This window comes from Candidatus Pelagibacter communis, from assembly GCF_012932795.1.
In the GTDB taxonomy this organism is placed as follows: Bacteria; Pseudomonadota; Alphaproteobacteria; order Pelagibacterales; family Pelagibacteraceae; genus Pelagibacter; species Pelagibacter ubique_S.
The window spans coordinates 250750-264136 of the sequence record NZ_LANA01000002.1 but is presented as its reverse complement, the minus strand read 5'-3'; the positions used below and the strand labels follow the sequence as shown (position 1 = coordinate 264136).

General features: G+C 29.3%; 13 protein-coding genes. 6 read left to right on the top strand and 7 right to left on the bottom strand.

The window, feature by feature from the left end; genetic code table 11:
- Positions 1-10: 10 nt before the first annotated feature.
- Genes VP91_RS05445 through gatC form a run of 5 tightly spaced genes read right to left on the bottom strand, consistent with a single transcriptional unit; the run spans position 11 to position 4826 of the window.
- The gene (locus tag VP91_RS05445; protein ID WP_169036441.1) at positions 11-916 is read right to left on the bottom strand and encodes a rhodanese-related sulfurtransferase; all 906 of its coding nucleotides are present in this window, start codon (positions 914-916) and stop codon (positions 11-13) included.
- Positions 916-1566, bottom strand: a complete 651-nt coding sequence (locus VP91_RS05440; RefSeq protein WP_169036440.1) for an O-methyltransferase — start codon at positions 1564-1566, stop codon at positions 916-918. Before VP91_RS05440 ends, VP91_RS05445 begins: the two co-directional genes overlap by 1 nt.
- A gap of 36 nt (positions 1567-1602) precedes the next feature.
- Entirely contained in the window at positions 1603-3081 is a 1479-nt protein-coding gene (gene gatB, locus VP91_RS05435) for an Asp-tRNA(Asn)/Glu-tRNA(Gln) amidotransferase subunit GatB (protein WP_169036439.1), read from the bottom strand.
- A complete protein-coding gene (gene gatA / locus VP91_RS05430) occupies positions 3082-4539 on the bottom strand; it encodes an Asp-tRNA(Asn)/Glu-tRNA(Gln) amidotransferase subunit GatA (protein ID WP_169036438.1) in 1458 nt (485 codons plus the stop codon).
- Positions 4539-4826: an Asp-tRNA(Asn)/Glu-tRNA(Gln) amidotransferase subunit GatC gene (gene gatC / locus VP91_RS05425; RefSeq protein WP_169036437.1), complete on the bottom strand. Its 288-nt coding sequence runs from the start codon at positions 4824-4826 to the stop codon at positions 4539-4541. Before gatC ends, gatA begins: the two co-directional genes overlap by 1 nt.
- Positions 4827-4877: 51 nt before the next feature.
- Between gatC and ruvX the strand changes: the two genes are divergently transcribed.
- From ruvX to VP91_RS05395, 6 genes are read left to right on the top strand one after another with little or no spacing between them, the layout of a single operon-like run.
- On the top strand, positions 4878-5333 hold the full coding sequence (ruvX, locus tag VP91_RS05420; protein ID WP_169036436.1) for a Holliday junction resolvase RuvX: 456 nt from the start codon (positions 4878-4880) through the stop codon (positions 5331-5333).
- 40 nt (positions 5334-5373) lie between these two features.
- Entirely contained in the window at positions 5374-6315 is a 942-nt protein-coding gene (locus tag VP91_RS05415) for an aspartate carbamoyltransferase catalytic subunit (protein ID WP_169036435.1), read from the top strand.
- Positions 6316-7602: a dihydroorotase gene (gene pyrC, locus VP91_RS05410; RefSeq protein WP_169036434.1), complete on the top strand. Its 1287-nt coding sequence runs from the start codon at positions 6316-6318 to the stop codon at positions 7600-7602. It abuts the gene before it with no gap.
- A 2-nt stretch (positions 7603-7604) separates the two neighbouring features.
- Positions 7605-8180 (top strand): glycerol-3-phosphate 1-O-acyltransferase PlsY, encoded by a 576-nt coding sequence (plsY, locus tag VP91_RS05405; protein WP_169036433.1) that lies wholly within the window; start codon positions 7605-7607, stop codon positions 8178-8180.
- Positions 8181-8217: 37 nt separating this feature from the next.
- On the top strand, positions 8218-10812 hold the full coding sequence (topA, locus tag VP91_RS05400) for a type I DNA topoisomerase (RefSeq protein ID WP_169036432.1): 2595 nt from the start codon (positions 8218-8220) through the stop codon (positions 10810-10812).
- A gap of 2 nt (positions 10813-10814) precedes the next feature.
- Positions 10815-11276, top strand: a complete 462-nt coding sequence (locus tag VP91_RS05395) for a RidA family protein (RefSeq protein WP_169036431.1) — start codon at positions 10815-10817, stop codon at positions 11274-11276.
- On the opposite strand, the gene VP91_RS05390 is transcribed toward VP91_RS05395, so the two are convergent.
- Both VP91_RS05390 and VP91_RS05385 read right to left on the bottom strand, forming a co-directional pair.
- Complete coding sequence (locus VP91_RS05390) at positions 11273-12571, bottom strand: UDP-glucose dehydrogenase family protein (protein ID WP_169036430.1); 1299 nt, start codon at positions 12569-12571, stop codon at positions 11273-11275. The genes VP91_RS05395 and VP91_RS05390 overlap by 4 nt on opposite strands.
- The gene (locus VP91_RS05385) at positions 12568-13383 is read right to left on the bottom strand and encodes a sugar phosphate nucleotidyltransferase (protein WP_169036429.1); all 816 of its coding nucleotides are present in this window, start codon (positions 13381-13383) and stop codon (positions 12568-12570) included. Before VP91_RS05385 ends, VP91_RS05390 begins: the two co-directional genes overlap by 4 nt.
- Positions 13384-13387 lie beyond the last annotated feature (4 nt).

Genomic DNA, 13387 nt, shown 5'->3' with positions numbered 1-13387 from the left:
TTTTATTACTTTATATAAATTCTTTTTTGAATATATGCTTTGAACCACTCTTTTTAGCAAGGTTTATTTGCTTTTGTCTCATCCGAAATCTCTCTTTTTGAGTTTGAGTTAATTTATCATGACAGTTTACACACGAAACACCCTCTTCATATTTTTTAGACTTCTTATCTTTTTGTGAAACAGGTTTTCTACAACCACTACACATTGAATATGTGCCAGTTACCAATCCATGTTTTACACTGATTCTGTTATCAAAAACAAAGCACTCACCATTCCATAGACTTTCTTTTTTTTTAATATTTTTTAAGTAATTTAAAATTCCACCTTTTAGCTGATAAATATTTTTAAAACCTTTTTTTTCTAAAAATACTGAAGCTTTTTCACATCTTATTCCACCAGTACAAAACATTGCAATTGGTTTTGTTTTTTTTAGCTTATTTAAGTATTTTGGAAATTCTCTAAAATTGTGAACATCAGGGTTAACTGATTCTTTAAAAGTTCCAATATCATATTCAAATGGTTTTCTTGAATCTAAAACTAATGTTTCTTTATCGTTAATCAACTTATTCCATTTTTTAGGGTCAACATGATTATCTTTTTTATTTTTTGATGACAAAGAAAGACCCATAGGGACTACTTCTTTTTTAATCTTAACTTTGGGTTTGTGAAAGGGTTGAAATTTACTTTTTGAAATATTTTCACTATCAAACTTTTTAAAATTTAATATCTTTTTAATCTCTGTGATAGTAGACTTTAAATCAACAGCTTTACCTGAGATTGTTGCATTTACTCCTTCACTAGCTATAATTATTGTTCCTCGGATATTTTTTTTAATTAAAAAATCCTGTAGTAAAACCTTATTTTTTTTTAAAGAGGTTATTTTTTTAAATTTATAAAAACCAAATATATCGAACATTATAACACTCTACAAACAGTCATGCCGTCACCTAAAGGTATTATGATTTGTTCCACTCTTTTATCGTTTGCAACATAAGTATTAAAATCTCTGATATTTATTGTATATTTATCTAAATTATCTTCATCAGCAACTTCACCATGCCATAAAACATTGTCTACAATAATCAATCCACCTTTGTCCAATAACTTAAGTGATCTTTCATAATATTCTTTATAATTCATTTTATCAGCATCAATGAAAACCATATCAAATTTACTATTCTTAAATTCATCCAAACTGTCTAATGCAGGTTTAACAATTGTTTGAATTTTATTATTAAGATTTGCTTTTTTAAAAAAATCTAATGCAACTTTGTTCGTTTCTTCATCTTTATCTAGTGCAACAAGTTTGCCATCATCCGGTAGTGCTAATGCTATTGAAAGAGCACTTAACCCAGTAAAAGTACCAATCTCAAGCACTCTTTTGATATTAGAGGTTTTTATAATTAAATGAAGAAAATGACATTGAGATGTTGCTACTTGCATTCTCTTAACGTCTCCAAGTGTATTATTGTAATCAATTATTTCTTGCTGAATGGGATTTAACTTTAAACTAAAATTTTTTATATATTTTTCAAGTTTTTCTGTAATTTCAAGGTTCTTAGCCATGGTTTTTTAAGTCCTTTGTGTATACCTATTTTAAGACTATTGAAGTTTTTTCTTTAATATTTCATTTATTAGTTGTGGATTAGCTTTGCCACTTGAAGCTTTCATTGCTTGTCCTACAAAGAAACCAAATAGCTTTTCTTTACCATTCTTATATTCAATAGCTTTTTCCCTATTATCATTGATAATCTTATCAATTAAAGCCTCTAATGCCTTAGGGTCACTTTCTTGTTTTAAACCTTTTTTCTCAACAATTATTTGAGGATCTATGTCTCCATCAATCATTAATTCAAATATTGTTTTAGCTATTTTTCCAGAGATTGTTCCATTCTTAATTAGATTAATTAATTTTGCCAAATTTTTTGCACTTATTGGACTTTGTGTAATTTCTAAATTTTTATTATTTAAAACAGCAAACAATTCACCTGTAATCCAGTTAACGGCTAATTTCATATCTCGGTTTTTGCCCATTTTAGCAACAACTTCCTCAAAATATTTAGCTGTATCAATGTCAGATACTAATATTGTAGCCTCGTAAGCAGAGACTTTAAATTCATCAATAAATCTTTTCTTTTTATCATCTGGCAGTTCTGGAATATCTGCTTTAAGTTTTTCAATAAATTCATCAGTTACTTCTAATGGTAATAAATCTGGATCTGGAAAATATCTATAATCATGAGCATCCTCTTTAGATCTCATAGATCTTGTTTCATTTTTTTTAGTATCAAATAGTCTTGTTTCTTGATCGATTGTTTTATCTTCTTCAATTAAATCAACTTGTCTGTTAGCTTCATAATCAATAGCCATTTGCATAAATTTAATTGAGTTAACATTTTTAATCTCACAACGAGTTCCAAGTTTATCTGAACCTTTAATTCTAACAGAAATATTAACGTCAGCTCTTAAAGAGCCTTCCTGCATATTTCCATCACACGTACCAAGGTATCTCATAATAGATCTTAATTTTTTAACATAAGCACTAACTTCATCTGGGGTTCTCATGTCTGGTTTACTAACAATTTCCATTAAAGCTACGCCAGATCTATTTAAATCAACTAATGTATTTTGTGGGTCCATATCATGAATACTTTTTCCAGCATCTTGCTCTAGGTGCAATCTTTCTATACCAACTTCCTTTTGGCCATGTGCCATATCAAGAACAACAGTGCCCTCTCCTACTATAGGATATTTAAATTGTGAAATCTGATAACCTTGTGGAAGATCTGCATAAAAATAATTTTTTCGATCAAAAACTGATCTTTTATTAATTTGAGCTCTTAGGCCTATGCCCGTTTTAATTGCTTGTTTTACACAGTACTCATTAATAACTGGAAGCATTCCTGGAAATGCAGCGTCCACTAAACTTACTTGTGTATTAGGTTCGGCACCAAAAGTTGTTGATGAAGATGAAAATAATTTTGAATTTGATGTAACTTGAGCATGAACTTCAAGACCAATTACTACTTCGTAAACATTATCTCGTCTTTCAATTAAATATTCTGAATTATCTTTAGTCATTTATTTAATCCACCAGTCAGTAATTTTGTTTCTAAACTGAATTTTCTCTTCCATAGCGTACGCAATGTTTAAAATATTTTGTTCGTCAAAAGCTTTACCAATAATTTGAAGTCCCAATGGATAACCCTTAACATCTACTCCTGCTGGAATAGAAATCGCAGGTAATCCAGCTAAATTAACTGGAACTGTGAATATATCATTTAAATACATTGAAACTGGGTCATTAGTTTTTTCACCAATTTTAAAAGCAGCACTTGGTGTCGATGGAGTTAAAATTGCATCAACTTTTTTGTAAGCTTCTTCAAAATCATTTTTAATTAATTTTCTAACTTTTTGTGCCTTTAGATAATAAGCATCATAATAACCAGAGGATAAAACATATGTTCCTATCATTATTCTTCTTTGAACTTCGCTACCAAAACCTTCAGATCTTGTTTTTTCGTACATATCAATAAGATTTTCACCTTTAGATCTAAAACCATACTTAACACCATCATATCTAGCTAAGTTTGAAGAAGCTTCAGCTGGGGCTACTATATAATAAGTAGGTAGAGCATAATTTGTATGAGGCAGCGAAATTTCAATAATTTCAGCACCACAATCTTTTGCATACTCAATTCCCTTAGTCCATAAATCTTCTATCTCCTTTGGCATTCTATCAACTCTATATTCTTTTGGAACTCCAATTTTCTTACCTTTGATATTATTTGTTAGTTCTTTACTGTATTCATTTCTTTTAAAATCAATTGATGTTGAATCTTTTTCGTCATAAGTGCTAATTATTTCTTGAAGAAGTGCACAATCTTTTACATCTTTAGACATTGGCCCTGCTTGATCTAATGAAGATGCAAAAGCAACAATTCCATAACGTGAACAACTTCCATAAGTAGGCTTTAATCCAACGGTACCTGTAAATGAGGCAGGTTGTCTAATAGAGCCACCAGTATCGGTTCCAATTGTAATAGGTGTTAAATTGGCTGCTAGTGCTGATGCAGAACCTCCTGAAGAGCCTCCTGGGACCAAACCTTTATCAATTGGACTTTGTACATTTCCAAAAAAACTAGTTTCGTTAGACGAGCCCATTGCAAACTCATCACAATTTAACTTACCAAGTAATATCGCACCCACATCCCAAATATTTTGAGTAACAGTAGACTCGTATGGTGGAATAAAATTATTTAGAATTTTACTACCTGCTGTAGTTTTTACATCTTTTGTACAAAACAAATCTTTAACCGCCATTGGAACTCCTGGAAGCTTTAAATCAAAGTTAGGCTTTTGATCAAAACTTTTAGCTTTCAAAAGTGCATTAGAAAAATCTTCTGTTATGTAAGCATTTAAATCTCTAGACTTTTCTCCTCTATCAATAAAAGCTTTGGTAGTTTCTTCAGAAGAAATCTTTTTATCTTTAATATTTTTAACCAATTCAGTTAAAGTGAGTGATGTGATATCTGACATTATTCAACAACCCTTGGTACTACAAAAAAATCTTCATTTTCATCTGGTGAGTTTTTTAATATTTGATCTCTTATATTTTCACTTTTAACCTCATCAGCTCTTGATTTTAATGTGGTCTCTGCAACAGAGGTTAAAGGCTCAACATTATCAGTATTGAGTTCATTCAATTTTTCAATGAAATCAAATATAGAGTTAAGATCTCCAGCTAATTTATTAGCTTTTGCATCATCAACTGAAATTCTTGATAATTTAGATATATGCTTTATTGTTTTAAGATCAATTGTCATGTGGTAATTAAATATGTCGGCAAACTATCACTTAAGTATAAAATATACAATATGATCACAATTGAAGATTTTAAAATAAAACACTCAAATAAGGTAAGATTTATAGGTTTAGATTTAGGCTCTAAAAGAATTGGTGTCTCAATTTGTGATGAAAGACAATCTATAGCCACACCCTTTAAAACCATAAACAAAACCAACACAAACGAACTAATTGATGAACTTAAGATAATAATTAAAGATAATAATATTGGTGGAATAATTGTCGGAAACCCAGTTAATATGGATGGCAGTCTAGGTAGATCTGCTCAATCAGTTAATGATGTTGCATCGAACATATCAAAATCTATAGACCTACCTGTAATATTGTGGGATGAGAGACTTTCAACAGTTGGGGCATTTAATCTGTCAAGTTTATTAGACGTTAATGTTTCAAAAAGAGTTAAAACAATTGATCAAAATGCTGCAGCCTTTATTTTACAAGGTGCAATTGACTATTTAAATAATTAACTTGCCATATTGATGGTTAATAGTTATAGAGTTAATTTTAATGGCAACTAAAACAAATAAAGCTATTAAAATCTCTCAAAAACACCTTCTGGGTATTCAAGATCTTTCTATTAACGATGTTAATCAAATTTTAGACGAAGCTAAAACTTTCATTAAACTCAACCAAAGTAAAAATAAAAGATTAAATGTTTTAAACGGTAAAACTCAAATAAATTTATTTTTTGAACCCTCTACTAGAACACAAAGTTCATTTGAATTAGCTGGAAAAAGATTGGGTGCAGATGTTATGTCAATGAATATGGCAAATTCTGCTATTAAGAAAGGTGAAACACTAATAGATACCGCAATGACTTTAAATGCAATGCATCCAGATATAATTGTAATTAGACACCAGGATTCAGGTGCATGTAATCTTTTATCTCAAAAAGTAAATTGTGCAGTACTTAATGCTGGTGATGGAAGCCGTGAACACCCTACTCAAGCTTTACTAGATGCTTTAACGATTATAAATCGTAAAAAGAAAATTGAAGGTTTGAGGGTTGCGATTTGTGGTGACATAACTCATTCACGTGTTGCAAGATCAAATATTTATCTTCTAAATATGTTGGGTGCAGAAGTTAACATTATTGCACCATCAAACCTAATGCCAAAAGAAATAGAAAAGTTTGGTGTTAATACATTTTCAGATATGAAAAAAGGTCTGAAAGATTGTGATATTGTAATGATGCTAAGGTTACAAAATGAAAGGATGACTAGTTCTTTCTTGTCTTCTAATAGAGAATACTATGAATATTATGGACTTACACCAGATAAACTTTCTCATGCAAAAGAAGATGCTTTAATAATGCATCCTGGTCCAATGAATAGAGGAATTGAGATAGATACTAAATTAGCAGATGACATTAATAGAAGTGTAATTAAAGAACAAGTTGAACTGGGTGTTGCAGTAAGAATGGCTTGTTTAAAAATTTTTTGTGAATAAATGAAAAAACAATACTTTATAAATGGCAATATAGTTGATCCTCATAATTCAATAAGTGAGAATGGAGGATTAATAATAGGAGAAAATGGGTCAATTGAAGCTGTTGGTAAAAAAGTAAACACAAACAATATTCCTTCAAGAGAAAAACCAATGGATCTAAAAGGTAAATATATATTCCCTGGTATAGTTGATATGAGAGTTTTTGCAGGAGAGCCTGGTTATGAATATAAAGAAAATTTCAGAACTCTAAGTAATGCAGCACTTGCAGGTGGAGTTACTTCAGTAGTCACTATGCCAAATACAGATCCAATTATAGATAATGTTTCAATAGTAGATTTTTTAAAAAGACGTGGAAGAGATAAATCTAAAATTAACGTATACCCAAGTGCCGCCCTTACAAAAAATATTGAAGGAATTAGTATGACCGAGTTTGGTTTACTACAAAGCAGAGGTATAATTGGATTTACAGATGGTGTTAAAACTATCCAAAATACAAGACTAATGTCTCGCATAATGAATTCAGCTAAGGATTTAGGCACACTAATCATGCAACATGCTGAAGACTTCGATTTATCTAAAAATGGAATGATAAACTCTGGAATTATTGCAACAAAACTTGGTTTATCTGGAATACCTGCTGTTGCTGAAAGACTAATTATAGAGAGAGACTTAACATTATTAGAAAATATTAAATGTAGATATCATATATCACAAATCTCAGCTGCAAAATCAGTTGAGATAATTGAGGAAAGAAAAAATAATGTTAAATTTACAACTGGTGTATCTATTAACAATCTTTCATTAAATGAGATTGATATTGGAGACTTTAAAACATTTTTAAAACTCTCCCCACCATTAAGAACAGAAGAAGATAGAGTAGCTCTTGTTGAGGGGTTAAAAAATGAAACTATTGATGTTATTGTATCTGATCACAAACCAGAAGATGAAGAGCAAAAAAGATTAACTTTTGCACAAGCTTCAACTGGAGCATCAGGAATAGAAACGCTTTTATCACTAAGTCTAGAGTTATATCACAATGGCTCTGTTAAATTAGAAACCATAATTAAAGCCCTAACATCAAACCCTGCAAAAATTTTAAAAATTGATAAGGGCAATCTTTCAGTGGGTAATGAAGCAGATTTTTGTATTGTAGATATTGATAAGCCATGGGTTGTTAAAAAAGATAAACTTGTCTCCAAATCAAAAAACACCTCCATTGAGGACAAAAAACTCCAAGGTAAGGTCACTAATACATTTGTAAAAGGTGAAGAATTATTCAAATTATAATAATGGAATATTTAATTGTTACATTAAGCTCATATTTATTAGGATCAATACCTTTTGGTTTTATACTTACAAAAATATTTTTAAAAAAAGATATTAGAGATATTGGTTCAGGAAACATTGGAGCTACAAATGCTCTTAGAACAGGTAATAAAACGTTAGGTTACTCAACTTTATTACTAGATATAACAAAAGCTGTATTGCCTGTTTTATATGTAAAATTTAATTATCCTGATTATATCTTTATTGCATCATTAAGTTCCTTTTTAGGACACGTTTTTCCAATATGGCTTAAATTTAAAGGGGGTAAGGGTGTTGCAACATATGTTGGAATATTATTTTCAATAAACATAGTTTTGGGTTTAGTGTTTATTGTTAGTTGGGCTGTTATATTTCTTATTTCAAAATACTCATCACTTTCATCTCTTGTTAGCAGTCTAATAATTCCATTTTATTTGATAATATTTAACGATTATAGTTCAATATTTTTCATGATAATGTTTGTACTTATATTCTATACACATAGAGAAAATGTTAAACGATTGAAAAATAAAGAAGAAACTAAGACTAAAATTTATTGATTTGACTATCTAAGTCTTTTAAGTAATTTGTTTAATAATGAATCTTGTAGTCGTAGAAAGTCCAGCTAAAGCAAAAACAATTAATAAATATCTGGGTGATGATTATATTGTATTAGCAAGTTATGGTCATATTAGAGACCTACCTTCAAAAAATGGATCTGTTGATCCAGAAAATAATTTTAAAATGGAATGGGAAGTAGATAGTTTTTCTAAAAAATATCTTAAAGAAATTACAGATGCAGCTAAAATTTCTTCAAAAATTATACTAGCAACTGACCCCGACCGTGAGGGAGAGGCGATTGCTTGGCATGTTAAAGAATATTTGAATGAGAAAAAATTAATTAAGGACAAGCATGTAGAAAGAGTTGTTTTTAATGAAATTACAAAAAAAGCAGTAATTCATGGAATTGAAAACCCACGACAAATCGAGCCACTGCTTGTTGATGCCTATATGGCTAGAAGAGCCTTAGACTATTTAGTTGGCTTTAATATATCACCAATTTTATGGACAAAACTTCCTGGCTCTAAATCTGCAGGACGTGTTCAATCAGTTGCTTTAAAATTAATTACAGAACGAGAACATGAAATAGAGCTTTTTGATCCAGAAGAATTTTGGACTTTAAGTGTTCAATTCAACGATAATGATAAAAATTCTATATTAGCAAGTATCACTCAATTAAATGATAAAAAAATTGAAAAATTTTCTTTTAAAAATAAAGCTGAAATTGATAAAGCAATTGAAGAAGTTAAGTCTAAGAAGTTTAATATAAATGACATCTCAAGCAAAGTTGTTAACAGAAACCCTTCGGGCCCTTTTACTACCTCTACATTACAGCAAGTTTCTTCTGGTAGATTGGGATTTGGTGCATCACGAACAATGCAGATAGCTCAAAAACTTTATCAAGGTATAGAAATAGATGGTGAAACTATTGGTCTTATAACTTATATGCGAACAGATGGTACCAACTTATCTACAGACGCTATAGACACTTTCAGGAAATATATAAAAAATGAATTTGGTGAGAAATATATTCCAGAAAATGCAGCTAGCTACTCTGGGAAAAAAGCTAAAAATGCTCAAGAAGCACACGAAGCTATTAGACCTACAGATATTATGCGTGCACCTGATACTGTTAAAAAATATCTAAGTCCAGATCAACATAAATTATATGATTTAATTTGGAGTAGAGCCCTATCCTCTCAAATGAAACCCGCTCAATTTGATAGAAATACTATTACGATAAGTTCATATGATAATGGAACAATTTGTAAAGTTAGTGGATCTGTTATTAAATTTGATGGTTTCTTAAAGGTTATGAAAGATACTAAAAAAGATGATGATGAAGACATCCTTCCTGAAATGAACAAAGGTCCAGTTAATATAGAGGCTTTATTAGATGAACAACATTTTACACAACCACCACCAAGATACTCAGAAGCAAGTTTAGTTAAAAAATTAGAAGAACTTGGTATTGGAAGACCTTCAACTTATGCAAGTATAATATCTGTTATATCTACTAGAGGGTATGCAGAAGCAATTAATAAAAGATTTCACCCTACAGATCGTGGTAAATTAATTTCTGCTTTTCTAGAAAAACTTTTCTCTAAATATGTTGATTATAACTTCACTGCAAGTTTAGAAAATCAACTTGATGACATTACCACCGGTAAAGAAGGATGGATAAAAGTTCTTGAGTTGTTTTGGAAAGATTTTAATCAAAATGTATCTGACGTTAAGGAAAAAAGAACTAGAGAAGTTTTAGATCTATTAAATGATAGTTTGGGTAGTTTGATTTTTGAAAGAGATAAAAATGGAAATATTAATAGACAATGTAAGTTATGTGACAGTGGATCATTAAGTTTAAAAAATAGTTTTAGAGGGGGTGCTTTTATAGGTTGTTCAAATTATCCAGATTGTAAATTTACTAGACCTCTTTCTAAAGCTAAAGCAGCTGCTCAATCTCAACTAGCTGAACCAAAGTTTATAGGAAAACATGAAAATGGTAATGATATCTATCTTAAAAATGGAAGATTTGGCCCCTACTTACAATATGAAAAAATTGAGGAAATTAAGGAAGAGATTGTAATTGAAACAAAAAAGAAAAAGAAAACAAAAAAAAAGAAGATAGAAAAAGAAGATAATAATTTAAGAAATGTGTCTATTCCTAAAGGAATTACATTAGATAGTGTAGATCTTGATAGGGCTAAGTTTTTGTGCTCATTACCAAAAAATTTAGGTATCAACCCTGAAAATCAAAAAAATATCCTTTTAAATACAGGAAGATTTGGTCCATATCTAAAGTGTGAAAATAAATCTGCTAGAATTGAAAATGTTGAAGAAATTTTTTCAATTGGTTTAAATAGAGCAATAACCTTAATAGCAGAAGCTAAACCTGGCAGAATGTCAGCATCCATAATTAAAGATTTAGGCGAACATCCAGAGGATAAAAAACCTGTAAGGGTAATGAAGGGTCAATATGGACCATATATTAAATATAAATCACTCAATGCAACAATACCTGAGGAAAAAGATCCTTTAGAAATTAATATGGAAGAGGCGCTAATATTGATTGAGAAAAGAAAAGAATACGATAAAATTAAAAAAAAGAAAAAAAAGAAAAAAACTAAATAATTATGAATTTTGAAAAAAAAATTAGTGAACTAAAGATAATATTACCAGATGCTAAAGCTCCAGTAGGATCATATGTAGCTTCAAAAATTATAGGAAAAATGCTTTTTATTTCTGGCCAAATTTCAATATCTGCTGATGGCGAATTAATAAAAGGTAAAATTGGTAAAGACTTAAAAACTGAAGATGGTTACGAGGCTGCTAAAAGGTGTGGCTTAAGTATAATCTCACAAGTCAAAAAGGCTTGTAATGATGATCTTTCTAAAATTAAATCGTGCATAAAATTAACAGGCTTTGTAAATTCTACAGAAGACTTTACAGAGCAGCCTAAAGTAATCAACGGTGCTTCTGATTTAATAGTTTCAATTTTTGGTGACGCTGGAATGCATACAAGAGCTGCTATTAGTACAAATAGTTTGCCGCTTGGGGTATCAGTGGAAGTTGATGCTATATTCGAGCTAAATTAACAACCTATAGCAAAATATTTGATCTTCTGTTCTTTCATTTTTTTTGCAGAATAAATATTTCTCATATCAAATATTTTATAATTTTTATTTTTGACACCTTTTTTAAAATTGATTGATTTAAAGTCATTCCATTCTGTGTGAATAATTATTAAGTCAGCTTTTGTTATTGCAGATTTAACATCATTAGAAAATGTAACATTTTTAATCTTATTAAAAACATTTTTTTTACCTGTCGGGTCAAAATAATTTATTTTAGCCCCTTTTTTAACTAAAGAAGGTATCATGGATAGGCATGATGAATCTCTCATATCATCTGTATTAGCCTTAAATGTTACACCTAAAAAACATATTCTTTTATTTTGAATGTTGTTATTTAATATATCAAAAACTCGTTTTAATAATAAAGAGGATCTGTTATTGTTAGATTTAATTACGCTTTTAATAACAGATAGATTAGTTTTAAATTTATCACTTGTAGAGACTATAGCTTTGGTGTCTTTTGGAAAACATGATCCACCATAAGCTGGTCCTGCTCTTAAAAAACGACTACCAATTCTTTTATCAAGACCCATACCAATAGAAATATCTTCAATATTAACATCTATTTTTTCACATAAGTTTGATAATTCATTAATAAAAGTTATTTTAGTAGCTAAAAAGGCATTCGAAGCATATTTGATTAATTCTGCAGCTCGTCTTGAAGTGTTAATATATTTTGCTCCTTTGGATATAAGTGGTGAATAAAGATTTTTTAATATTTTATTTGATCGTTTGTCTTTAGTGCCGATAACTATTCTGTCTGGATAAATGAAATCTCTTATAGCTTCACCTTCTCTTAAAAATTCAGGATTTGACACCACAGAAAATAATTTTTTAGATACTTTTTTTGAAAATATTTTTTCAATTTCATCACCTGTAGTAACTGGAACAGTAGATTTAGTAATAATAATTTTAAATTTATTAATAGAAGTACTAATTTCTTTTGCAACATTGTAAACTTGACTTAAATCAGCAGCACTACTATTTTTTTTAGTCGGTGTACCAACACATATGAAAATAATATCTGATTTTAATATTGAGTCTTTTAAATTTGATGAAAATTTTAATCTTTTATTTTTAAAATTTTTTAAAACTAACTCATCTAATCCAGGCTCATAAATTGGAATAATTCCTTTTTTTAAATTTTTAATTTTGTTTAAATCTTTATCAACACAGATAACATCATTACCAAGATCAGAAAAGCACACGCCACTCACTAAACCCACATAACCTGTGCCTATCATGCAAAGTTTCATATTTTAGAAATCTCCAAAGTTGAATTAATATAACCTTTCATTGTGCCACAATCTAAGTATTTCCCTGAAAAATTATGACCGATAAACTTATAGTTATCACTTATTAAAGATTGTATGGCATCAGTAATGTGGATCTCACCACCTTTACCAGGTTTAAGTTTTGATAATTTTTTAAATATTGTTTTAGGTAAAATATACCTTCCTATAACAGCATTATTTGATGGTGCTAATTTGATAGAAGGTTTTTCTACAACATTTTTAATTGTAAAATTATTCTTATTTACTTTATTTTTAACACTGTAAATTCCCCATCTTGAAACTTCTTTTTTATTTACTTTCATACTAGCCATTACAGATGAATTATACTTTTTATGAACAGCAATCATCGATTTGGAACAATTATTTTTAACAATCAAATCATCAGGTAATAACATTAGAAAATATTTATCTTTAATATATTTTTTTGTTTTCAATACCGCATCACCAGTTCCAAGCGGTTTATCTTGAAAAACAAATTTAATCATTTTCTTGTATTTTAAGATTTTTTTATATTCTTGAATAATTCTTGGATCTTTTTTTTTTTTAATTATATCTTTATAAAATTTATCATTATAAAAATATTTCTTAATCATTAATTTTTTTTGAGATATAATAAAAATAACTTCTTTAATTCCAGCACTTATACATTCGTCTAAAATATATTCTATTCCTGGCTTACCATTAATAGGTAAAAGCTCTTTAGCAAAAACACTAGTTAGTGGTAACAATCTAGTTCCAAGTCCTGCTAAAGGAATAATAGCTTGTTTAATCATACAA